The sequence below is a fragment of the Priestia sp. D51 genome (assembly GCF_053345675.1).
The window spans coordinates 13,909-37,014 of record NZ_JBLTIR010000019.1 but is presented as its reverse complement, the minus strand read 5'-3'; the positions used below and the strand labels follow the sequence as shown (position 1 = coordinate 37,014).

19 protein-coding genes, 17 tRNA genes, 1 rRNA gene and 2 riboswitches are annotated in these 23,106 nt (G+C 37.8%); of the genes, 33 read left to right on the top strand and 4 right to left on the bottom strand.

The genetic code is table 11. The annotated features are described in order from the left end of the window. Window positions 1-10: 10 nt before the first annotated feature. The 18 genes from rrf (at window position 11) to ACNHOZ_RS27990 (ending at window position 1,793) form a co-directional block, all read left to right on the top strand. Window positions 11-126, top strand: a 5S ribosomal RNA gene (gene rrf, locus ACNHOZ_RS28075). A 9-nt stretch (window positions 127-135) separates the two neighbouring features. After that, a tRNA-Asn gene (locus ACNHOZ_RS28070) sits at window positions 136-210 on the top strand. Between the two features lie 3 nt (window positions 211-213). Further along, window positions 214-305 (top strand) — tRNA-Ser (locus ACNHOZ_RS28065). A 21-nt stretch (window positions 306-326) separates the two neighbouring features. Beyond that, a tRNA-Glu gene (locus tag ACNHOZ_RS28060) sits at window positions 327-401 on the top strand. A 23-nt stretch (window positions 402-424) separates the two neighbouring features. Then, window positions 425-500: transfer RNA gene (locus ACNHOZ_RS28055), tRNA-Val, on the top strand. 11 nt (window positions 501-511) lie between these two features. Continuing rightward, window positions 512-588 (top strand) — tRNA-Met (locus ACNHOZ_RS28050). A gap of 3 nt (window positions 589-591) precedes the next feature. Next, window positions 592-667, top strand: a tRNA-Asp gene (locus ACNHOZ_RS28045). Window positions 668-682: 15 nt separating this feature from the next. Beyond that, window positions 683-758: transfer RNA gene (locus tag ACNHOZ_RS28040), tRNA-Phe, on the top strand. 25 nt (window positions 759-783) lie between these two features. Then, a tRNA-Thr gene (locus ACNHOZ_RS28035) sits at window positions 784-859 on the top strand. Between the two features lie 10 nt (window positions 860-869). Beyond that, window positions 870-953 (top strand) — tRNA-Tyr (locus ACNHOZ_RS28030). Window positions 954-958: 5 nt separating this feature from the next. Continuing rightward, window positions 959-1,032 (top strand) — tRNA-Trp (locus ACNHOZ_RS28025). Window positions 1,033-1,062: 30 nt separating this feature from the next. Beyond that, window positions 1,063-1,138, top strand: a tRNA-His gene (locus ACNHOZ_RS28020). Between the two features lie 28 nt (window positions 1,139-1,166). After that, window positions 1,167-1,241 (top strand) — tRNA-Gln (locus ACNHOZ_RS28015). A 5-nt stretch (window positions 1,242-1,246) separates the two neighbouring features. Beyond that, window positions 1,247-1,321: transfer RNA gene (locus ACNHOZ_RS28010), tRNA-Gly, on the top strand. A 37-nt stretch (window positions 1,322-1,358) separates the two neighbouring features. Next, window positions 1,359-1,432, top strand: a tRNA-Cys gene (locus ACNHOZ_RS28005). Window positions 1,433-1,446: 14 nt separating this feature from the next. Continuing rightward, window positions 1,447-1,535, top strand: a tRNA-Leu gene (locus ACNHOZ_RS28000). A 30-nt stretch (window positions 1,536-1,565) separates the two neighbouring features. Next, window positions 1,566-1,647: transfer RNA gene (locus ACNHOZ_RS27995), tRNA-Leu, on the top strand. A gap of 72 nt (window positions 1,648-1,719) precedes the next feature. Beyond that, window positions 1,720-1,793 (top strand) — tRNA-Gly (locus ACNHOZ_RS27990). Window positions 1,794-1,899: 106 nt separating this feature from the next. Here ACNHOZ_RS27990 and ACNHOZ_RS27985 read toward each other — a convergent pair. Then, window positions 1,900-2,574 (bottom strand): B3/B4 domain-containing protein, encoded by a 675-nt coding sequence (locus ACNHOZ_RS27985; protein ID WP_048022275.1) that lies wholly within the window; start codon window positions 2,572-2,574, stop codon window positions 1,900-1,902. A gap of 129 nt (window positions 2,575-2,703) precedes the next feature. Between ACNHOZ_RS27985 and queG the strand changes: the two genes are divergently transcribed. From queG to ACNHOZ_RS27945, 8 genes are all read left to right on the top strand, one after another. Next, on the top strand, window positions 2,704-3,840 hold the full coding sequence (gene queG, locus ACNHOZ_RS27980) for a tRNA epoxyqueuosine(34) reductase QueG (protein ID WP_033580873.1): 1,137 nt from the start codon (window positions 2,704-2,706) through the stop codon (window positions 3,838-3,840). Between the two features lie 72 nt (window positions 3,841-3,912). After that, a complete protein-coding gene (locus ACNHOZ_RS27975) occupies window positions 3,913-4,800 on the top strand; it encodes an amidase domain-containing protein (protein ID WP_028412692.1) in 888 nt (295 codons plus the stop codon). 64 nt (window positions 4,801-4,864) lie between these two features. Next, a complete protein-coding gene (gene trmL / locus ACNHOZ_RS27970; RefSeq protein ID WP_016762878.1) occupies window positions 4,865-5,338 on the top strand; it encodes a tRNA (uridine(34)/cytosine(34)/5-carboxymethylaminomethyluridine(34)-2'-O)-methyltransferase TrmL in 474 nt (157 codons plus the stop codon). A gap of 457 nt (window positions 5,339-5,795) precedes the next feature. Further along, entirely contained in the window at window positions 5,796-7,691 is a 1,896-nt protein-coding gene (locus ACNHOZ_RS27965) for a PrkA family serine protein kinase (protein ID WP_013055179.1), read from the top strand. A 324-nt stretch (window positions 7,692-8,015) separates the two neighbouring features. Beyond that, window positions 8,016-9,194, top strand: coding sequence for a sporulation protein YhbH (gene yhbH / locus ACNHOZ_RS27960; protein ID WP_028412691.1), 1,179 nt, complete (start codon window positions 8,016-8,018; stop codon window positions 9,192-9,194). Window positions 9,195-9,298: 104 nt separating this feature from the next. Further along, window positions 9,299-10,330: a DUF3231 family protein gene (locus ACNHOZ_RS27955; protein WP_048022273.1), complete on the top strand. Its 1,032-nt coding sequence runs from the start codon at window positions 9,299-9,301 to the stop codon at window positions 10,328-10,330. 143 nt (window positions 10,331-10,473) lie between these two features. Next, window positions 10,474-11,370 carry a cation diffusion facilitator family transporter gene (locus ACNHOZ_RS27950; protein WP_014461808.1) on the top strand — a complete coding sequence of 299 codons (897 nt, stop codon included), beginning with the start codon at window positions 10,474-10,476 and terminating at the stop codon, window positions 11,368-11,370. A gap of 259 nt (window positions 11,371-11,629) precedes the next feature. Next, a complete protein-coding gene (locus ACNHOZ_RS27945) occupies window positions 11,630-12,085 on the top strand; it encodes a VanZ family protein (protein WP_224357742.1) in 456 nt (151 codons plus the stop codon). A gap of 167 nt (window positions 12,086-12,252) precedes the next feature. Here ACNHOZ_RS27945 and thiC read toward each other — a convergent pair whose 3' ends face one another. Both thiC and ACNHOZ_RS27935 read right to left on the bottom strand, forming a co-directional pair. Then, complete coding sequence (gene thiC, locus ACNHOZ_RS27940; protein ID WP_048022271.1) at window positions 12,253-14,022, bottom strand: phosphomethylpyrimidine synthase ThiC; 1,770 nt, start codon at window positions 14,020-14,022, stop codon at window positions 12,253-12,255. 113 nt (window positions 14,023-14,135) lie between these two features. Continuing rightward, window positions 14,136-14,250: riboswitch (TPP riboswitch) on the bottom strand. Between the two features lie 81 nt (window positions 14,251-14,331). Further along, the gene (locus ACNHOZ_RS27935) at window positions 14,332-14,622 is read right to left on the bottom strand and encodes a hypothetical protein (RefSeq protein ID WP_014461804.1); all 291 of its coding nucleotides are present in this window, start codon (window positions 14,620-14,622) and stop codon (window positions 14,332-14,334) included. Between the two features lie 458 nt (window positions 14,623-15,080). Between ACNHOZ_RS27935 and ACNHOZ_RS27930 the strand changes: the two genes are divergently transcribed. The 6 genes from ACNHOZ_RS27930 to ACNHOZ_RS27905 all read left to right on the top strand — a co-directional run bounded on the left by ACNHOZ_RS27930 (window position 15,081) and on the right by ACNHOZ_RS27905 (window position 20,782). After that, window positions 15,081-15,905, top strand: coding sequence for an undecaprenyl-diphosphate phosphatase (locus ACNHOZ_RS27930; RefSeq protein WP_447697426.1), 825 nt, complete (start codon window positions 15,081-15,083; stop codon window positions 15,903-15,905). Between the two features lie 273 nt (window positions 15,906-16,178). Further along, window positions 16,179-16,318: riboswitch (cyclic di-AMP (ydaO/yuaA leader) on the top strand. Window positions 16,319-16,424: 106 nt separating this feature from the next. Further along, window positions 16,425-17,684, top strand: coding sequence for a cation:dicarboxylate symporter family transporter (locus tag ACNHOZ_RS27925; protein ID WP_025753247.1), 1,260 nt, complete (start codon window positions 16,425-16,427; stop codon window positions 17,682-17,684). A gap of 213 nt (window positions 17,685-17,897) precedes the next feature. Continuing rightward, entirely contained in the window at window positions 17,898-18,929 is a 1,032-nt protein-coding gene (gene ytvI, locus ACNHOZ_RS27920) for a sporulation integral membrane protein YtvI (RefSeq protein ID WP_048022269.1), read from the top strand. A 160-nt stretch (window positions 18,930-19,089) separates the two neighbouring features. Beyond that, complete coding sequence (locus ACNHOZ_RS27915) at window positions 19,090-19,695, top strand: DedA family protein (protein WP_013055189.1); 606 nt, start codon at window positions 19,090-19,092, stop codon at window positions 19,693-19,695. Window positions 19,696-19,719: 24 nt separating this feature from the next. Then, window positions 19,720-20,511 carry an EcsC family protein gene (locus ACNHOZ_RS27910; protein ID WP_028412681.1) on the top strand — a complete coding sequence of 264 codons (792 nt, stop codon included), beginning with the start codon at window positions 19,720-19,722 and terminating at the stop codon, window positions 20,509-20,511. Between the two features lie 136 nt (window positions 20,512-20,647). Further along, the gene (locus tag ACNHOZ_RS27905) at window positions 20,648-20,782 is read left to right on the top strand and encodes a hypothetical protein (protein WP_255256646.1); all 135 of its coding nucleotides are present in this window, start codon (window positions 20,648-20,650) and stop codon (window positions 20,780-20,782) included. Between the two features lie 129 nt (window positions 20,783-20,911). Here the strand turns inward: ACNHOZ_RS27905 and ACNHOZ_RS27900 are convergent, their stop codons facing one another. Further along, window positions 20,912-22,225 (bottom strand): APC family permease, encoded by a 1,314-nt coding sequence (locus ACNHOZ_RS27900; RefSeq protein ID WP_028412680.1) that lies wholly within the window; start codon window positions 22,223-22,225, stop codon window positions 20,912-20,914. Between the two features lie 321 nt (window positions 22,226-22,546). Here ACNHOZ_RS27900 and ACNHOZ_RS27895 point away from each other — a divergent pair, with 321 nt between their 5' ends. Next, window positions 22,547-23,092, top strand: coding sequence for a hypothetical protein (locus ACNHOZ_RS27895; RefSeq protein WP_230683514.1), 546 nt, complete (start codon window positions 22,547-22,549; stop codon window positions 23,090-23,092). The last annotated feature ends 14 nt before the right edge of the window (window positions 23,093-23,106 follow it).

Genomic DNA, 23,106 nt, shown 5'->3' with positions numbered 1-23,106 from the left:
ATATAATATGTCTGGTGGCGATAGCGAAGAGGTCACACCCGTTCCCATACCGAACACGGAAGTTAAGCTCTTTAGCGCCAATGGTAGTTGGGACTTTGTCCCTGTGAGAGTAGGACGTTGCCAGGCTGTTATTATTCCACAGTAGCTCAGTGGTAGAGCTATCGGCTGTTAACCGATCGGTCGTAGGTTCGAGTCCTACCTGTGGAGCCATTTGGAGAGCTGTCCGAGTGGCCGAAGGAGCACGATTGGAAATCGTGTAGGCGGTTAACGCTGTCTCAAGGGTTCAAATCCCTTGCTCTCCGCCATTTTTATTTAATTAGCACAGTGGCCCGTTGGTCAAGCGGTTAAGACACCGCCCTTTCACGGCGGTAACACGGGTTCGAATCCCGTACGGGTCACCATTTATTTTTATCTACATAATAGTGGAGGATTAGCTCAGCTGGGAGAGCACCTGCCTTACAAGCAGGGGGTCGGCGGTTCGATCCCGTCATCCTCCACCATATATTATCATCGCGGGGTGGAGCAGTTCGGTAGCTCGTCGGGCTCATAACCCGAAGGTCGCAGGTTCAAATCCTGTCCCCGCAACCAAGTGGTCCCGTGGTGTAGCGGTTAACATGCCTGCCTGTCACGCAGGAGATCGCGGGTTCGATTCCCGTCGGGACCGCCATTTTAAATTTAATAAGGCTCGGTAGCTCAGTTGGTAGAGCAAAGGACTGAAAATCCTTGTGTCGGCGGTTCGATTCCGTCCCGAGCCACCATTTTAAAAACATTTGTTTTTAAAATGCCGGTGTAGCTCAACTGGTAGAGCAACTGACTTGTAATCAGTAGGTTGGGGGTTCAAGTCCTCTTGCCGGCACCACAGTTATTGTGGAGGGGTAGCGAAGTGGCTAAACGCGGCGGACTGTAAATCCGCTCCTTCGGGTTCGGCAGTTCGAATCTGCCCCCCTCCACCATTTACAGGGGCATAGTTTAAAGGTAGAACTACGGTCTCCAAAACCGTCAGTGTGGGTTCGATTCCTACTGCCCCTGCCAATTATAAAATTAATATTGCATATATACGTGGCGATTGTGGCGAAGTGGTTAACGCACCGGATTGTGGTTCCGGCATTCGTGGGTTCGATTCCCATCAGTCGCCCCATTTATAAACGATATGCATATTCCAATATTGGGCTATCGCCAAGCGGTAAGGCAACGGATTTTGATTCCGTCATGCGTTGGTTCGAATCCAGCTAGCCCAGCCATATTTGCGGAAGTAGTTCAGTGGTAGAACACCACCTTGCCAAGGTGGGGGTCGCGAGTTCGAACCTCGTCTTCCGCTCCAATTTAATTTTAATAAAGTTATTTAGTCTTGAGTAAATGGCGGCATAGCCAAGTGGTAAGGCAGAGGTCTGCAAAACCTTTATCACCGGTTCAAATCCGGTTGCCGCCTCCATTTATTTACAAGCTGCCGGGGTGGTGGAATTGGCAGACACACAGGACTTAAAATCCTGCGGTAGGTGACTACCGTGCCGGTTCAAGTCCGGCCCTCGGCACCATTTATAATTTTAACTTGCCTTTTTTATTTTGCCGATGTGGCGGAATTGGCAGACGCGCACGACTCAAAATCGTGTTCCTTCGGGAGTGTCGGTTCGACCCCGACCATCGGTACTTTAGCTTTACTTGACAGGATGATTCCTGTTTTTATTTTTACTTATTGGTCGACAAATTTTGATAATATTTGCGGGTGTAGTTTAGTGGTAAAACCTCAGCCTTCCAAGCTGATGTCGTGAGTTCGATTCTCATCACCCGCTCCATACATATTGTTATCACAACGCAGTGTCTCGCTTTCAAAGCTGAGATGTTGCGTTTTTTATTTTTAGCGTAAATATAGCGTCTATCTTGAAAAGATAGACGCTATATTTACGTACACCAGTTAATGACTTGATAGGTTGCTTCGCCGCCGTGAATTTGAATGAACATGTCACTTAAGGATTTAGTTAGTTTATAAGCCTGTTCTTCTGAAAGTGAAGGTTTTAAATAGATGAACTGTACAGCTTGTGTTGTCTTTTCAGTTACGTACGCTCGGTTAGAATCGACATAAGGGCTTCCGAAAGCTCCTAGGGCATCTTTTGAAATGATTTTATTTTCTAAAGAAATGTTACGTTCATTTAGAGCTTCGTAAGACTCTTCTTTTTTACCGATAGTAAATTCAACGTGGCCCTCTATATTAGAAGAATCATAAATTCCAATTGGTACTTCATATTGCAATGAAAAAAAGTTATTAATGTCCACAGCAGAATTGATAGAAGGAAGATACGTTTGTTTTCCTATCCGTCGAATTAAAGCTTCTATAGAAGGACGGTATTTACTTGGGTCCGTTCCAAACGTTTTGAAAAGCTTTCTCCACTCGCTAACACCTTCAAATTCTGTTACTTTTTTTGACTCAAGGTCAAAATAAATGGATTCTTGAAAAAGGCGCAGACGTCCTTTTAGCATTTGAGGAGAATCGCCAACTTCAATATTTTTATACTGAATGATTCCCATTTTAAAAGAAGGGCAAAGCTGTTTAATAGCGGGTGATAATGTAAAGTTCATTTTTTTGATCCTTTCTATTATAATTAGTATTTGTTCGTTTATAGATACCATCCTATCATTTCATTGAGTGAGAAAACAGTTCAATGCATGAATATATAGAATTTCTTAGAAAGGAGGCTATTACTCACTATGAATGCGTATCAGTTGAAGGAAGAAATTATTTCATACAGCAAAGAGATTGGAATCGATAAGATTGGATTTGCGAGTGCTTCTATGTTTGATGAGTTAAAGAATCGATTGTTAGCACAGCAAGAGTTAGGTTATGCTTCAGGCTTTGAGGAACCTGATATTGAAAAAAGAGTAGATCCCACATTAGTTGTTCCAAAAGCTAGATCCATTATTTCAATTGCACTTGCGTATCCTTCTAAATTAAAGGATGCACCAAAGAGCACAAAGGAAGATCGCCGAGGGATCTTTTGCCGTGCTTCTTGGGGACAAGATTATCATACGGTTTTACGTGATAGGCTTCAAAAGCTTGAAGCTTTCATAAAAGAAAAAGTACCTGCAGCTATCCTTCAATCGATGGTAGATACAGGCGAGCTGTCGGACCGAGCTGTAGCAGAAAGAGCTGGTATTGGCTGGAGCGGTAAGAACTGTGCCATTATCACACCTGAATTCGGTTCCTACGTGTATTTAGGGGAAATGATTACAGATATCCCGTTTCCTCCTGATAAACCGATAGAAGACGGCTGTGGTACTTGTAATAAGTGCGTAGATGTGTGCCCTACCGGTGCGCTTGTAACAGGCGGTCAGCTGAATTCGCAGCGATGTATTGCCTTTTTAACCCAAACAAAAGGATTTTTAGCTGAAGAATTTCGAAGTAAATTAGGCAATCGTTTATATGGCTGTGATACATGTCAAACTGTATGTCCTGAAAATAAAGGCAAAGACTTTCATTTTCACCCTGAGATGGAGCCTGACCCAGAACTTGCGAAGCCTAAATTAAAACCGCTTTTAACGATGAGTAATCGTGAGTTCAAAGAGAAATTTGGACATGTTTCAGGGTCATGGAGAGGGAAAAAGCCAATTCAGCGTAATGCCATTATTGCACTTGCCCATTTTAAAGATCAAACCGCTGTTCCAGATTTAATTGAGTTAATTAAAAATGACGTTCGCCCTGTCATTAGAGGAACGGCGGCATGGGCGTTAGGCAAAATTGGTGATAAAGAAGCATTAGATACACTTATGAACTTAAGAGAAAAAGAAAAGGACCAAGAAGTAATTGAAGAAATGTCAAAAGGTATAGAGATGCTTCAAGAGATCTAAACCGTATTTTTATTGATAAAGTTAGCTAATGAGTCATAGCGTATAATAAACGCTTAGAAAAGTGGTGACATTATGCTAACAAAAAGGAATGTATTATATACTTTAATTAAAGCGCGTGCGGACAGCTATGTAAAAGGTGAGCTTCATGAAGACTTTAAGCCTTTCATTGAACAGCAGTGTGAGCTAAAGCGGTCTCTTGTAAAAAAAAGAGAAGTTGATGTTTTAAAATGTAATATGAAAGGTTCTATTCAATCTGCTCATACGGATCAGGAAGAAACAAGAGTATTATATAAGGTGCACATTCAGGCATTTTTAAAACAAAACGATTTTTTCTATATAGAAGAAGAAATTGAAGATCGTTTAGCTCTTTTTTATAAAGATACACTTATTCAAGATGAGCTACTGGTAAAGGATTTTTCTGAAGATGAGGTTGAAATGGATGTAGAAGAAGTAGAGGAAGACGAAGAAAGAGCCTCTTATTATGATCGTCTTGCAGCTGTTCAGTATGCAGAAAAGCATTGGGATAAACCTAATGAAAGTTATAAGCAGTTTGAGGTAAACTGCACCAACTATATCTCACAGTGTTTGCATGCAGGAAAGGCGCCGATGCGGGGGTATCCTAAAAAAGCAAACGGATGGTGGATGAGAGGGAACGCCTGGAGCTATAGCTGGGCCGTTGCTCATTCCATGCACAGCTATTTAAGTAACTCCAAATCAGGACTTCGGGCTGTGAGGAAATCTTCAGCAAGCGAACTTGTCCCGGGAGACGTTATCTGCTACGATTTTGAAGGAGATGGAAGATGGAATCATACGACGATTGTTGTAGCAAAAGACGGTCATGGTATGCCTCTTGTGAATGCGAACACGTATAATAGTCGAATGAGATATTGGGCTTATGAAGATTCAACGGCTTACACGCCAAAGATTAAGTATGATTTTTTCCATATCGTTGATCGGTAAGTCTTTCGTTTTAGCAAGTTAGTGGTATAATGATGAATAGATTTGTTAGCAGAGGTGAAAATTTGTGGGAGTACACGTAGTGTTATTTCAACCAGAAATTCCAGCAAATACAGGAAATATTGCGCGAACATGTGCAGCAACAAATACGACGCTGCATTTAGTTCGGCCGTTAGGCTTTTCAACAGATGATAAAATGTTAAAGCGAGCTGGATTGGATTACTGGGAATTTGTAAATGTGGTGTATCATGATTCATTAGAAGAAGTATTTGAAAAGTATCCTGAAGCAGGCTTTTACTTCATCACAAAATTTGGTCAACAGCCACATACAACATTTGATTATAGTGACTTAGAGCAGGATCATTTCTTCGTATTTGGGAGAGAAACAAAGGGTCTGCCAAAGCACATTATTGAAGAGAACATGGAAAGATGTCTTCGTTTACCGATGACAGAAAATGTTCGTTCTTTAAATTTATCTAATACAGCAGCTATTTTAATCTATGAAGCGCTGCGTCAACAAAATTACGCTGGTTTATCTTAAATAAAAGCGAGGTTCAATAAAATTTGAACCTCGCTTTTTTATTTATGTCGACGATGATATGTAGTGGTTATTTTTTAACGCCCGGTTTATCATTGTATCCCGCTCTGAAGATGGATGCTAAAAAAGCAATTGTTACTCCTAATACTAAAAGTAAGCGCATTGATTTTCCTCCTCAATCTAATTAAAAGGATTATACAGCTACTGCAGTTAAAACCGACTTCCCATATCTCATGATGATAATAATGACAAAATAACTCTTCTAGAGACGTAAGTTCTCTAATAAAATTTAACCGTTCCTTCTTACTCTTTTATTATAGCTAATAAATACTTCACTGTGAATGCCTAGCAAGGACAAATTTCTGAATTTTACAATTTAAAAAGCATGTTCAAACATTTTGCTGCATAGATTGTATTAATCTTGTTCACTAGCACCATAACTAGTAGGGGAGGTCCTTTAATGGATATATTAAAGAAAGTTGAAAGATACCGCGAAGAAGAGAATCGTCTTAAGTGGGAAGGGACATTTGAAGAGTACCTAAAGCTGATTAAAGATGAGCCTTTAATTGCTCAGCCTGCACACTCTAGAGTATACAACATGATAAAGGATGCAGGAATTGAAGAGGTAAATGGTAAAAGACATTATAAATTTTTCAGTGGACAAATGTTTGGACTTGAAGATTCGCTAGAACGCTTGGTGGAAGAATATTTTCACCCAGCTGCAAAGCGTTTAGATGTTCGTAAACGTATTTTACTTTTAATGGGTCCAGTAAGTGGTGGTAAATCGACGCTAGTGACCATGTTAAAAAGAGGGCTTGAAGCTTATTCGCTTACTGATCGAGGAGCTGTTTACGCTATTAAAGGATGCCCAATGCATGAAGATCCGCTGCATTTAATTCCACATCATTTACGTAAAGACTTCTTTGAAGAGTATGGTATCCGAATTGAAGGAAACTTATCTCCTTTAAATACAATGCGATTAGAGGAAGAGTATGGCGGCAGAATTGAAGACGTCATCATCGAACGCATTTTCTTCTCAGAGGACAAACGAACTGGAATTGGAACGTTCAGTCCTTCTGATCCGAAATCTCAAGACATTGCTGACCTAACAGGAAGCATTGACTTTTCAACAATTGCAGAGTATGGATCTGAGTCAGATCCGCGCGCTTACCGCTTTGACGGAGAGCTTAATAAAGCAAACCGGGGAATGATGGAGTTCCAGGAGATGTTAAAATGTGACGAGAAATTTTTATGGCATTTACTCTCTTTAACCCAAGAAGGAAACTTTAAAGCAGGAAGATTTGCTTTAATTAGTGCAGATGAATTAATTGTAGCTCATACAAATGAAACAGAGTATCGCTCGTTTATTTCCAATAAGAAAAATGAAGCTTTGCATTCACGAATTATTGTAATGCCTGTTCCATATAACTTAAAAGTGAGTGATGAGGAAAAAATTTATGACAAAATGATTCGTGAAAGTGACGTATCAGATGTTCATATTGCCCCTCATACGCTACGTATTGCGTCTATTTTTACTACGTTAACAAGATTAAAAGAGCCTAAAAAAGGCGATATCGATTTGTTAAAGAAAATGCGCTTATACGACGGTCAATCTGTAGAAGGCTATAACGATGCAGACGTAGAAGAGTTACAAAAAGAATATACGGATGAAGGAATGAGCGGTATTGATCCACGTTATGTCATTAACCGCATTTCGTCTACCATCATTCGAAAAGATATTAAATCAATCAATGCATTAGATGTACTGCGTTCATTGAAGGAAGGATTAGCACAGCATGCGTCTATTTCTGCTGAGGACCGAGAGCGTTACCTGAATTATATTTCTCTGGCGCGTAAAGAATATGATGAAATTGCTAAAAAAGAAGTACAAAAAGCGTTCGTTTATTCTTATGAAGAGTCTGCTAAAACATTAATGGATAATTATTTAGATAATGTCGAAGCATACTGCAACAAAAATAAGCTTCGTGATCCGCTAACAGGAGAAGAGTTAAATCCAGATGATAAATTAATGCGTTCAATTGAAGAACAAATTGGTATTTCAGAAAATGCGAAAAAAGCATTCCGCGAAGAAATCTTAATTCGTATTTCCGCTTATGCACGTAAAGGAAAACGATTTGACTATAATTCTCATGAACGCTTACGTGAAGCGATTCAGAAAAAACTGTTTGCAGATTTAAAAGACGTAGTGAAAATTACAACGTCCACTAAAACACCAGATGAGCAGCAGCTGAAGAAAGTAAATGAAGTAGTGGCTCGATTGATTGATGAGCATGGATACAATTCAGTATCTGCTAATGAACTGCTGCGCTATGTAGGAAGTTTGTTAAATCGATAACTCAGTACTAACAAGAAAACATGGCACTTCCGATCTGTGCCATGTTTTTCTTATCTCTTAAAATAAACTCTGCATAATTAGGCTATTGTGTAGTACGCATTGCACTTAACCATCATATGATAAGTCATAAACATATACATGACACTAGACACTATAAAATGAATAGTTAACAGTAAAAGAATTAGTTAGCAAGTATACCATTCTTGCGCATAGGATAAGAGTAACCAACCTTTGAACTAAAGGTATTTGTCAGAAACTTTCGGTATAGCTTATGCATGCCGAGTAAAAACGTGCAGGTGTTTTTTAAATAAGGAGGGGAATAGCGTGGGAAAAGAAGTAGATAAAAGTTTTGCTGTCTCAAAAGAAGACTGGTCCCTCCATCGTAAAGGCCACGATGATCAAAAAAGACATCAAGAAAAAATTAAAGAAGCCATTAAAAATAATTTACCGGACTTAATTACAGAAGAAAATATCGTGATGTCCAATGGAAGAGAAGTTGTTAAAATCCCGATCAAATCATTGGATGAATATCGAATTCGGTACAATTATGATAAAAACAAACATGTGGGTCAAGGTGATGGAGACAGTAAAGTTGGGGATGTAGTAGCACGTGACGGATCTGCTGGAGATGGTCAAAAAGGAGCAGGAAAAGGTCAAGGAGCAGGTGACCAGGCTGGAGAAGACTACTTTGAAGCGGAAGTGTCCCTCATGGAACTTCAAGAGGCTTTATTTGCTCAATTAGAACTGCCTAATCTTCAGCGAAAAGAATCTGATCAAATTGTTGTGGAACACATTGAATTTAATGATATACGACGTACAGGTTTGATGGGGAATATTGATAAAAAACGAACGATGATGAGCGCTTATAAGCGAAACGCAATGACAGGAAAGCCTGCTTTTCATCCTATTTATCCGGAGGATTTAAAATTTAAAACGTGGAATGAAGTTATAAAGCCAGAATCGAAAGCAGTCGTTTTAGCTATGATGGATACGAGCGGTTCGATGGGCATATGGGAAAAATATATGGCACGAAGCTTTTTCTTTTGGATGACACGCTTTTTACGTACGAAATACGAAACGGTGGAAATTGAATTTATTGCGCATCATACAGAGGCAAAAGTAGTGTCAGAAGAAGACTTCTTCTCCAAAGGAGAAAGTGGAGGAACCATCTGCTCATCTGCTTACCGAAAAGCGCTTGAATTAATTAACCAAAAGTATGATCCGAGCCGTTATAATATTTACCCGTTTCATTTTTCAGATGGTGATAACTTAACTTCAGATAACGCAAGGTGTGTAAAGTTAGTAAATGAATTAATGAAAGTGTCAAATATGTTTGGGTATGGGGAAGTGAATCAGTACAATCGACATTCCACTTTAATGTCTGCGTACAAAAACATTCAAGACGAAAGCTTTAGACACTTTATTTTAAAACAAAAATCAGACGTTTTTCATGCGATGAAAAGCTTTTTTAGAAAAGAGACCGAAGACCAAAAATATGCATAACCTAAAAGGCCTAGACTTGTTATCTAGGTCTTTTTTATGCGGTTTATTCAGCGCTTCTTTGGAGATAGTAAAAGTACGACCTTATCCAAAAGGAGAATAAGTGAATGAACGAAAATATAAAGAGTGAAATGCAAAAACATCAACAAAATCAGCGGTTGAATGCAGCCGAGTTAGGTTACTTATGGGCGCAATATTTAGGCGATACGCTGTATGTATGCGTTCTTGGATATTTTCTATCTGTTGTAAAAGATCCAGAGATTAAGGAACTTTTAAAAAAAGCACATCAGTTTTCACAAACTCATGTAGACGAATTGACGGAATTATTCAGTTCAGAAAAAATTCCAATTCCAGTAGGGTTTGGGGAACAAGATGTGAACAAAGGAGTTCCTGCTTTATTCGATGATATTTTTATGGCTATTTATGTAAACGAAATGGCCATTGGAGGTATGAAGAAATATGCCAGAGCGCTAAGCGCAGTGAGAAGGCAAGATATTTATGACCACCTATCTCGATGTGTAAAAGAAAGCGACATTCTTTTAGAGAATTCTAACCACGTTATTTTAAGAAAAAGCATGCTGATGAGACCTCCGGTTATTCCTTATCCTGTAAAAGTGAATTTTGTGGACGAAAAAACATTTATATCACCATTTTTCTCTCAAATGCATCCTTTAACTTCTTTAGAGGTTACCGCCATTCAAGAAATTGTTAATACAAATGTATTAGGTAAAACGCTGATGCTGGCCTTTAGTCAAGTAGCTACCACACAAAAATTACGCTCTTATTTTTTTGATGGAGTCAAGCTTGCAAGTAAGCAAATCAAGCACTTCACCGAGTTACTGTCTGAAGCTGATTTACCAAGTCCGAGGCTGCTTGATGCATATGTAACCAACTCACCGATTTCACCGTTTTCAGATAAGCTGATGATGTATCATACTTCTACAGCGGTGACGATCGCTATTGATAACTGCGGTGCTGGTTTGTCTATGGCCTTCCGTTCGGATGTAGCAGTAGAATTTTCTCAGCTAATTGGGCGTATAGGGAAGTACGGAAAAGATGGAATTCGAATTATGATTGAGCAAGGGTGGATGGAAGAACCTCCAATGGCAACTGATCATAAGAAGTTGGCAGAGAAATAAGAAAGATATGTTGTGGATTATCAGTAATTTTGCGGTGCTGAAACATATATAGCTAAATGAAAATAGGTTGCTCTAGACCCACTTGAATGAACAGTGATAAGATAAAAAAGCTGATTTTTCAAGAAGTAAGTCGAGGTGTGCAAATGAATAATAGTATAAGGGAGTCCATTGCGAAAAAAGTAGCATGGATTAGCGTATGGAGCAATATTGCCCTTACGCTAGGAAAAGTAATAGTAGGATGGATTGGAAATAGTGATGCCGTATTTGCTGATGGTATTCACTCTGCAGCGGACGTATTTGCCTCTATTATTGTCTTGTTGGTTATACGAGTAGCAAATAAGCCAGCAGATGATGATCATCCATACGGGCATGGAAAAGCAGAAGTAATTGTCTCAGGAATTGTAGGAATTATTTTATTGCTTGTATCATTTTATGTGGTATTTGAAGGAGTCGTTGGTTTATTCCATCCGGTTGAATCTCCAAATATTTTAGCCATGTGGATTGCTGTTATTTCATACATAGCAAAGGTATTATTGTACCGTTATTCTTTAAACGTAGCCAAGCAGCACCACAGTAAGGCAATTGAGGCAATTGCATTTGATCATAAAGCAGATATTGTTGCTTCTATTGCAGCGGCAATTGGTGTTTTATTATCCATTATTGGTGATAAAATGGATGTTCAACTGCTGTTATACGGAGATAAAATAGCAAGTATCTTTGTTGCTTATTTAATTTTTAACATTGCCAGACAAATGATGGGAGAGTCTTTTCAAATCTTAATGGAAGGCAATATTGATGAAGAGCTACTGAAAGAACTTGAAGAAAGTATTTATGAATTTGAAGATGTGAAGCGGATTGATCGCGTTCGAGCAAGAGAACATGGCCATTACATATTAGTGGATGTACGTATTTCAATTGACCACTTTAAAACAATTAAGGAAGGTCATGATTTAGGACGAGAAATCAAAGCTACACTTATGAAAAAGCATGATAATATTCAGGAAGTATTAATCCATTTGAATCCTTATTATCCAGATTAAATAAGAAGCAGCGAAGTGTTACTCGCTGCTTCTTATTATTTATATATGTAGAAATTAATGAAATGAGTAGCATAAAATAATGAGGGTTTTTATTTATAAAGAATCAAGTTTAATAAAATTGTATAAAGGGAATTGTATTTATTTATTGATGTGATAGGATAAAAAAGCATATAAATGCATTCACTACGAATGAAAGCAGTGGACGGGTACATATAGATAATAATAAATGGTTTTGGGAGTCAAAGAAGGTGATGTTGAAGTGAATGTAAGCATCAGGTCAATTGTTAAAAAAGTCATGTTCACTCTATTTATTGCGTATACGGCAGTGGTCATTTACGCTACGCTCATACGGGAAAACGAACATGTTTACGGAAAAGCAATGAACTTGGATTTATTTAGTACAATCCGTCTGATGTGGGACAGCGGTAATATAATGCTCACTCTGACAAATATACTGGGAAATATCGTGATGTTTGCGCCGCTTGGAATGTTTATTCCGTTGTTTATGAAGTGGTTTGACGGTTTTATTCAAGTCTTTACGACGGGTTTCTTAATCAGTTTTCTGATTGAAATTTTACAGTACAAGCTAACGGAACGAGTATTTGATATTGATGATATCTTTTTGAATACGCTAGGTACATTTATAGGCTGGGTTATTATTAAAATACTATATTGGATTAAGAACATGCTGAAAGCACGTTTCAAAAAAAGATGAAAGGACTTCTTTACGAAGTCCTTTTTGCATCTTGTTGATAGAAACACTTAATGCAGCGTCTTACGGAAGAATGTGAGGATTCAACGATAATGTGCTGACAATTTTGCTGAACAAATAATAACTTTCCTTCAAGCTGCTTAATTTGTTTTTTAAGCTGTTCTACTTCATTATTGATAGATATTTGAACCACTGTTAACAAACTCTTTAGCTTTTTCTTTCATTCCTTCTTTTCTTACTTCGTTTACATCTTTTTCATTTTCTTGAGCCATGTTACGAATATCTTGAGAAATACGCATCGAACAGAATTTAGGTCCACACATTGAACAGAAATGGGCTGTTTTAGCACCTTCAGCGGGAAGTGTTTCATCGTGATATTCTTTTGCGCGCTCTGGATCTAGTGACAGGTTAAATTGATCATTCCATCTAAATTCAAATCTTGCTTTAGACAGAGCATTATCGCGTTTTTGTGCTCCTGGATGGCCTTTTGCTAGGTCAGCAGCATGCGCAGCAATTTTATAGGTGATAACGCCTTCGCGAACGTCTTCTTTATTCGGGAGTCCTAAATGTTCTTTTGGCGTTACGTAGCAAAGCATAGCTGTTCCAAACCAGCCAATCATTGCAGCACCAATACCTGATGTAATATGGTCATAGCCTGGAGCGATGTCGGTTGTAAGCGGTCCAAGAGTATAGAAGGGAGCTTCCTGGCATATTTCCATTTGTTTATCTACGTTTTCTTTGATGAGATGCATTGGAACATGTCCAGGACCTTCAATCATAACTTGAACATCGTGTTTCCAAGCAATTTTAGTTAATTCACCAAGCGTTTCTAATTCACCGAACTGTGCCTCATCATTAGCATCTGCAATGGAACCAGGACGTAGCCCATCGCCAAGCGAAATAGCAATATCGTATGCTTTACAGATTTCACAGATTTCTTCAAAGCGAGTATATAAAAAGTTCTCTTCATGATGAGCTAAACACCACTGCGCCAAGATGGATCCTCCGCGTGAAACAATACCTGTCGTACGTTTCGCTGTCAGAGGAATATAACGTAAAAGAACACCTGCGTGAATAGTAAAGTAATCAACACCTTGTTCTGCTTGTTCAATTAATGTATCACGGTATGCTTCCCACGTTAGATCTTCTGCTACGCCTTTTACTTTTTCAAGCGCTTGGTAAATAGGAACGGTCCCTACAGGAACAGGCGAGTTGCGGATAATCCATTCGCGTGTTGTGTGAATATCCTTTCCTGTTGATAGATCCATAATTGTATCGGCTCCCCAACGCGTTGCCCATGTCATTTTTTCTACTTCATCTTCAATAGCTGAACGAATAGCTGAATTTCCGATATTAGCATTAATTTTTACATGGAATTTGCGGCCGATAATCATCGGTTCGCTCTCAGGGTGATTGATATTATTAGGGATAATTGCACGTCCTCTTGCTACTTCTTCACGCACAACTTCAGGATCCATCTGTTCGCGAATAGCGATAAATTCCATTTCGGGCGTGATGATTCCTTTTTTCGCATAGTGCATTTGCGTTACATTTTGATTTTTTTTCGCGCGCAAAGGTAAACGATTAATAATAAAGCGCTCGTACTGATCTCTTGGATCACCATCATAATAACCGTTATCCTGTGGCTGAACCGTACGGCCTTGATATGTTTCTACATCGTTTCGTTCTGCAATCCACTTTTCGCGCAGAGCCGGTAATCCTTTTTGTAAATTAATTTCATAAGAGGGATCTGTATAAACACCGCTCGTGTCGTACACACGTACGGGACAATTTTCTTCTTCACCAAAAGACCCTGTAGTAGGAGACTGATGAATTTCGCGCATAGGCACTTTAAGGTCTTGTCTGGATCCTTGGACATATACTTTGTGACTGTTTGGAAAAGGCTTTTTCATAGAAACTGATACATTTTGTTTTGACATTACATATTCCTCCGGTTTCGCATAAAGTGTAGCTATACCGAACCATAAAAAAATCGGGTTCTGTGATAGACAGAACCCGATGGAATAGGCAAAAAAAGAATAAACATATACTATTCTTTTCAAGACTACTTCCCTCCGCTGGTATAACCCAAATCAGGTTCAAAGGGTTAAAGAGTTTTATTGCACTCTTCTCTCAGTCTGAGCTATCAGACACCCCTAGTAGAAATAACATTCAAATTATTCAATTTACGGCTTAAGTTTACCATCATTCGGTAAAAAATCAACCCTTAAATAAAAAAAGCTAGACAATTAGCGTTGTCTAGCAGCATCGATTGCAATCACAATAGCTGTAATAATATGCATGATAAATCCCAAAAATGGAATCCAAGCAACCAGTGAGGTAACAAGCCCTAGTATGTTTCCATAAGCAGATAACCCTCGTCTATTAGCTAAAATGAGTGTGATAGCATGAAGAATAAATCCAATAAAAAGAGGAGTATAGCTAAAGCCCATAACAATCCCCGCGCCAATTAAAGGAATTCCCAGCAAGGCTTCATACCCAGCAGTGACCCATTTCATTGTACGTACATTTCCATTCATAGTAAAAAGCCTCCTAAAAAAGATACTACTATATACGAGAAAAGAGAGAAAAAAGTTTCAAATTACTTAGGGGATATGTCGTATAAGTCAGCCCTATTGGATTAAAATGATAGATGACAGTAAGGGGGGATGGAAAAAACATAATGATTTAGTCATTTTTTCACACTAAAGAAAAATAGTCTAGATGATTCATTTTTAGCTAAGGGACCAGAATTTATACTGAACATAGTAACTGCTTTTTAAAATAAATAAAAGCTGATATCTTGTTTTTTGGTTTTAGCATGTAAGCTTTTTATTACAAATTATTAAAGATTCTTATCTTTTTGCAAATACACATTGTATTTCATAGTTTTAACAATTATGATAAAAAAGCAAGTGTCAAAATAGGAAAATAGTTGAGCATGTAAAACGAAGCGATAAGCTTATTAATTTGAAAGAAAGGCAAGGTACATAGCTTTATGTGGGAAATTATTGTAGCAATCATTTTAGGGATTGTAGAAGGTTTAACAGAGTTTGCTCCCGTTTCGTCAACTGGGCATATGATTATTGTGGATGACCTGTGGTTAAATTCAAAAGAATTATTTTCATCTCCAGTAGCTAATACATTTAAGATTGTTATTCAGCTAGGGTCGATCTTAGCAGTAGTTGTTATTTTTAAAGATCGTTTTATTAATTTATTAGGATTAGGAAAGAAACCAGCTGCTGCAATTGGACCGACAAATCGCTTAAATTTAATGCAGGTAATTGTTGGTTTGTTACCCGCAGGAGTGTTAGGCCTTTTGTTTGATGATTACATTGATGAACATTTGTTTTCTTTAAATACGGTGCTAATTGGCTTAGTGGTCGGAGCTGTATTAATGATTCTAGCAGATTTGTTTGGACCTAAACGTCCGCGTGTAGAGACGGTGGACCAAATGTCTTATGGACAAGCACTAGGTATAGGACTGTTTCAATGTATTGCTCTTTGGCCAGGTTTTTCTCGTTCAGGCTCAACGATTTCAGGAGGGGTTCTTCTTGGAATGAGCCATAAGGCAGCCGCAGATTTTACATTTATTATGGCAGTGCCAATTATGGCAGGAGCAAGTGGACTTTCATTGGTTAAAAACTGGAAATATTTCACATCAGATGCACTACCGTTTTTTATTGCTGGTTTTATCAGCGCCTTTATTTTTGCGCTTATATCGATTCGCTTTTTCTTAAAATTAATCAACCGCATTAAATTAGTTCCGTTTGCCATTTATCGAATTGTCTTAGCGGCTATTCTATATTTTGTATTTTTATAAAATAAATAAGCGTATTTTATAGCCATTTAAACTTCTGATAAAGACTTAAAAAGCAAGAAAAAGCTATTGCAACATTGCAATAGCTTTTTTGCATAAATATATATTATTGTCTTTTGAAAGCGTTTTATAAACATGGGTATTGACAAAACGTGTCGAAAAATAGTAAATTAATATTTGTGCAGTATAAAGTTAAGTAAAAGTAAGACTTCTGTTTAGTTTTATTGACTGTAAAAAACGTATGACAACGTATAGATCGTTTTAATTTTATAAAAATTGAATAATAAGCTTAATCGTATAGAGCGGGGGAATCATTATCGGCAGTAAAGCTGCCTTGGGGTGAATCCTTACAAAAGGTAGGAAACTCTCAATTCCGAATCCGACAGTTAACCTCGTTTGCTTTATTGAGAGAAAGAGCCCAAAATAGCGTAAGTAAAAGGCTGTTCTTTCTTAAGAATAGTCTTTTTTTGTTTTTTCAGAAAAGTATATACAAATGTCATACATCTTTGGGGAGGTACATCTATGAAAAAAATTCGTTTTGGTTTGGCTACGCAGATTTTTACCGGTTTAATCCTCGGTGTTCTTGTAGGAGTAATTTGGTTTAACGATCCGCGTGTAGTAACATACCTACAGCCGCTGGGAGACCTATTTTTAAGATTAATTAAGATGATTGTTATTCCAATTGTTATCTCAAGCTTAGTCGTTGGAGTTGCAGGAGCAGGTAGCGGTAAACAGGTCGGAAAGCTCGGCGTTAAAACCATTCTCTATTTTGAAATTATTACGACTTTTGCAATTATAATCGGTGTATTGGTTGCTAATATTTTTCATCCAGGGCAAGGTGTAGACATTCATTCAGCACAGAAGAGTGATATTTCACAATACGTTGAAACATCCAAACAGCAAGAAGGAAAGTCAGTGGCTGAAACGTTCTTACACATTGTTCCGACAAACTTTTTCCAGTCAATTGTTGAAGGGGACATGCTAGCAATTATCTTCTTTACAGTATTGTTCGCACTTGGAGTAGCGGCAATTGGAGAAAGAGGAAAGCCTGTTGTTCAATTCTTTGACGGCGTTTCTCACGCAATGTTTCACGTGGTAAACCTAGTAATGAAAGTGGCTCCGATTGGAGTATTTGCTTTAATTGGTGTCACAGTTTCGAAATTCGGTTTAGAGTCACTCCTTTCATTAGGAAAGCTTGTTATCTTAGTTTACTTAGCGTTAATTTTCTTCCTACTTGTTGTATTAGGAGGAATTGCGAAATGGGCAGGAATTAACATTTTCCACTTATTCCGCTATATGAAAGATGAACTGTTGTTAGCATACAGTACATCTAGTTCTGAGACAGTTCTTCCGCGTATTATGGAAAAGCTTGAAAAGATGGGCTGTCCAAAAGCTATTGTATCGTTCGTTGTACCAATTGGTTATACATTTAACCTAGATGGTTCTGTTCTCTATCAAGCGATTGCAGCTTTATTCTTAGCGCAAGTGTATGGTATTGATTTAACGATCGTTCAACAGCTGACGCTCATTCTGGTATTGATGGTTACATCTAAAGGAATGGCTGCGGTGCCAGGAACATCATTTGTTGTATTACTGGCTACTCTTGGAACAATCGGCGTTCCGGCAGAAGGATTAGCCTTCATTGCGGGAGTAGACAGAATCATGGATATGGCACGTACGGTTGTTAACTTAGTAGGAAACACACTAGCAGCAATTGTGATGTCTAAATCTGAAGGCAAATTTGACCCTAAAAAAGGTACAGAGGTCATGAGAGCCGGCTAATTTATAAATTAAAAAGCTACTTATTCTATTCAAAAAATTAGAATAAGTAGCTTTTTTCATAATAATTCCTTTATTATTATGGAAATTGACCCTATAATATGTAACATCAGGTATAAATATATCCAAATTTTATTCTTACATAAAAGCAGTCACTGGTTCCTTTCTTTATCAATAAATATAGAGATAGCTTAGCTAGTTGGGGGATAGTAGAGTATGTGGAAAAAGCGAATATGGGTCATCGCCTCGATAGTAATCGTATGTTTTTTAATCCCTTACAGTTTACCGATTGTGTTTGCTTTATTAACAGCATTAGCGCTTGAGGGTATTGTTCAAAAATTGCATCAATCTTTTAAAATGAAGAGAGTCTACGCAGTGCTTATGACCTTCATTTTATATGTTGTTTCGCTCATACTTATTGGGTTTTTTATTGTTCGGACAATCGTTACGCAAGTGGTTGCTCTTTCAAAGATAGCGCCTTCATTTGTAAAAGAAATCTATGAAACCGCGATTTATCCAACTATTATTAAGTGGAAATACTATTCAAACGCTCTTCCTACAGAAGTGATTTCTTCTATCGAGCGCACGCTTGAAAAAACCGTAAATTCATTAGATTCTCTATTAAAAAGTACCGTGGAAATCATCATTAGCTTTGCTGCTACTGTTCCTGGGTTTCTACTAGAGTTTCTTATTTATTTAGTAGCGCTTGTATTTATCAGCCTTGAGCTGCCTGCTATTAAAAATAAAATTAAGTCTTTCTTAACAGAAGAAACGAAATATAAGCTACAAGTTGTCATCACTCAGCTTATCCAAGCGGGGGTTGGTTTTATTAAGGCACAAATTATTTTAAGTGTCATGACGTTTGTAATGGCTTATGTAGGGCTTTGGCTATTAGATGTTCCGTATACCGCGCTGCTTAGTTTATTAATTGTAATTGTCGATATCTTACCAATCCTTGGGACAGGCTCGGTGCTCGTTCCATGGGGGATTTTTGCTCTTACTCAAGGACATGACTCATTAGCAATCGGCTTATTTATTCTATTTGGAGTCATTACGGTAGTAAGACGTGTAGTAGAACCAAAAGTATTTTCTACAAATATGGGTATTTCACCTTTGGCTGCATTAGTTAGTTTGTACATTGGATTTAAACTTTTAGGTTTTGTCGGGTTGTTTTTAGGACCGGCTTTAGTTATTTTATACGATGCTCTTCGTAAAGTAGGTATTATTCAAATTAACTTTAAACTATAAAAGCGCTGGATAAAACTAGCGCTTTTTTTTATTGAAACTTTTGTAGTACGTCATACGTAAAGAGGGAAAGGAAAAAACTATGTCGCGTTGGTTTTTATCTATCAATCGGCTAAATTATAGTTTTGCAGTCTTAGATTTAATGACATGAGGAGGAGAATTTTTGTTAGAGTCGGTTTTACTTTCTTTAATTGAAGCGCTAAAACAGCTCTCTTATTTTGGCGTAATTTTAGCATTAACGTTTGAGTTTGTCCCCGCAGAGCTTGTTTTACCTTTAGTAGGGTATTGGGTGTACCAAGGTGATATGAACTTGTATCTGGCTATCCTTGCAGGTACAGTAGGCGGTGTGTGTGGACCGTTGACTCTTTATGCACTGGGACGTTACGGTGGACGACCGCTAGTTTTAAAATATGGAAAATATTTTTTGGTGAAAGAAAAAGAAATTGACGCTGCCGATCGCTTTTTTAATAAGTACGGCAGCGGGGTCGCTTTTTTTGGACGGTTTATTCCAGGAGTGCGTACGGCTATCTCTTTTCCATGCGGGATGGCAAAAATGAATGTATGGCTGTTTTCTATTTACACATTTGTTGCGATGCTTCCAGTAACGGCTATTTACGTATATTTAGGATATAAGTTAGGACCTAAGTGGAAAGAGGTGGGTCCGATTGTATCTCAATACATGCAGCCTATTGGAATCGGAATTGTTGTTTTAATTGCGTTATTTTTTATCATTAAATATGTGCGGAATAAACAAGTAGGACAGAGCTGATAAATCGAGGAAAAGAGTGAGGATATGTCAGAGCATGAACAATTGAGAATAGAATTACGAAAAATTGAAAAGTGGGAGAAAGACCAAAAAGGACTTTTTTTCTGGGAGCGGCTGGCTCGCTTGCCTTTTTCAGCTTTAGATAAAGTAACGCCAAAGTTCATTCATCAAAAAATAGAAAAATTATTAGATGAAATTGCTAAGTATGTTGATAATGGAGGCCAGTATTTAGCTAATACGTCTGCCACGCTAGAGAAAGCATCAGCCCAATTACAAGAAAATAAGCAGCTGTCAATAGAGGATGTTCAGCATTTATCTCTGCAGGAAATGGATGAGTTGGCGGAGTATTTTATTGAAGTCCGAAAAAAGAATGCGCAGCTGCAAGGAGCTACAACCGGAGTAGGTGGAATTTTCACACTGGCGATTGATATTCCTTTTGTATTGGGACTTACGCTTAAGACACTGCAAGAAGTGGCTGTTTCTTATGGTTACGATCCCACTGAGCAAGAGGAACGCATTTTTATGGTCAAATGCATGCAGTTTTCATCCTCTGATATTGTAGGAAAGCGTGCGATTTTAGAAGAATTAGCAAGCGGCAATCGAACGCAGAGCTTGCAGCAGCTCCAAGGTTGGAGAGAAGTGTTTCTAACCTATAGAGACAACTTGGGATGGAAAAAGCTATTTCAAATGATTCCTATAGCAGGGATGGTGTTTGGGGCGTATATTAACAAACAAGCGATTAGCGATATAGGAGAAGTTGGAATGATGCTTTACCGTAAAAGACGCATTTTAGAAAAAGTCTCACAATCTAAAAAATAAAAATAGGCTGGTATGAAAGTATTTTAGTTGAAGAAAAATCCGAACGAGTTTGATTCTTAGTTGAGAATCAAATACGTTCGGATTTTTTTATTGATATAGTAAATGTAGCTTTCATGTATTTAGTTGCCTCTAGGTGTTGATTGGAGGGCAAGGCGAAGACTCCTGCGGAAAAAGCGGAACAGATGAGACCCCGCAGGAGCGCAAGCGACGAGGAGGCTCAACGGCCGCCCGAGGAAAGCGAAGCCTTGCACGGAAATCAACAGCGGTGTAACGAGCGATTCATATTAGATCGTTTACCTTTTTGTGCGTGTGTAGATGGGATTGATTTGTTTATGTCTCGATTACTTTTTTTCGACATTATTTCTGGGGAAATATGTCGAGGTGTGTTAAGCCTATTTCCTTAATCAAAATGAAAAGTAGGAATGGTAATAGTATTTTTTCGTCTGGCAATCAGTAAATAAATAATTCCAATTATACTCCATACAATACCGATAAATAAGGATGTTTTTTCTAAGTTAAGCCACATAAAAAATAAAAATAAACTGCCGAGTAAAGGCATAAGTACATATGAAATATATCCACTGAGAGATCGTTTGTTTTGTTGAATAAAATAATGGATAAAAACCGCTATGTTAACTGAACTGAACGCAATTAAAGCACCAAAATTAATTAAAGAGGTAGCTTTTTCAAGAGACAGACTTAGTGAAATTAAAGAGAGACCACCAATAATGACTACGTTCCAAACAGGCGTCTTTGTTTTAGGGTGAATATAGCCAAAAATTCTCCGTGGCAGATAACCATCTTTCCCAATTGCGTAGAGAAGTCTTGATGCACTCATATGTGAGACAAGTCCAGAAGCAATAGTTGATGTTAAGGCTGCTGCTACAAAAATAGATTGAAACAGCTGGCCGCCAATTTTATAAGCGATTTCAGCCGATGCACCTTCTAAATCATGAAACAAAGAGGCTGAAGGGAAAAGAAGCTGAGCAAAGTAAGAAACCGTAATAAATAAGGCGCCTCCCGTACATGCAATAATGAGAATCCCTTTGGGAATGGTTTTCTCAGGCTTAAGTGTTTCTTCAGCCATGGTGGTTACAGCATCAAACCCTAAAAAAGAAAAGCATAAAATAGCTGCTCCGTTTAATAAAAGAGATATAGAAGCCGATTCACTTATAAACGGTTTAAATGATAGCTCTTGCCCTTGAGTTGTAGCACTTAAAATAATAAAGATGATAGCTACTAAAATTTGAAAAGCAACTAATAGCGTACCAAAAGAAACGGTTAAATGAACGCTAAAAATATTCATTATGGTCATGATGACCACAAAGCTGATAATCCATACGGCTTTTGGAACACCTGGAAACAGAGAGCTTAGGTAAATATTTGTCAAAAGTGCATTAATCATCGGTAGAAATAGATAATCAAGAAGAGCCGTCCATCCTACCAAAAAACCAATGCTTGGATTCATTACTTGCTGTGCGTATGTATAAGAAGAACCAGCTCCAGGAAAAGCTTTTACCATTTTTCCATAACTAATGGCTGTGAATAAAATAGCAATCAACGTGAATGCATAAGCACCTGAAACATGTCCATCTGTGGATTCAGTTACAATGCCAAATGTATCGAAAACGGCCATGGGTGCCATGTAGCCTAATCCTATCACGACGATATGCCATAATTTTAGTTGTTTAAGAAGAGAAGGTCCATGATTCATATTTGTCATCCTTTCTGTGTATAATCATTCTGCAATATTTATTATTATACTATATTGTTAGATTTGTCATCTTTTTTTGAAAAAGAAGAGAAAATTGCGCGCTAAGAGATAAAGAGCGTTTAGTTAATTACTAGATAAAGCAAAAAAATGCTTTTTTTCACTTTGATTTTTACCATTGAGTCTAGAAAGCATTTTACATAAAATGAAAGAAAGTAAAAAAGCTTTCGATTAGTATGATCTACTTGTAATAAATACGAAAACAAACTTTTGAATGCGGTTACATTTTTGCGGGTGTATAAACTTATAATGATGATAAAGGAGATGAAGGAAGTGATTGCTACACCCTATATAAACTTGGAGATAAACAAGGAACCAGGTGTGCATGTTGTATTGGATGAAACAAAAAAAGATGGTGTTTATTTTATTAAATTAACGGTCAAGTCGATTAAAAAAAGAAGTCTTCCAAAAATGGCGTTAAAATGGAGCGTTCCGTTGTTAGATATCCAGCTATATAAATCTATACAAACTAGTCAGGGAGATGTGAGTACCTCTTCTGTTCATTGTTTTATGAATAAAAATGGCTCTAACCGCTACACTATTGCATGTTCAGACATACTTCACCCTATTCGGTGTGCCCCCAATTGGAAGGAAATGTGTCTAGATGTGGAGATGAACTTATTTAGTGAAAGCACTTGGTCTCTTCATAGCTACGAAACTGAACTGCGAGTAGATACAAGAATGATTGAAACAGAAGAGTTATTCAAAGATTTAGCGAAATGGTATGAAAGAAAAGAGATTAATCTAGCATCTGCTGTTGAGCATGCAACGGCAATAGATGAAAAAGGAAATGTCTCGTTAGATATTTGATGGTGAGGAGAGAG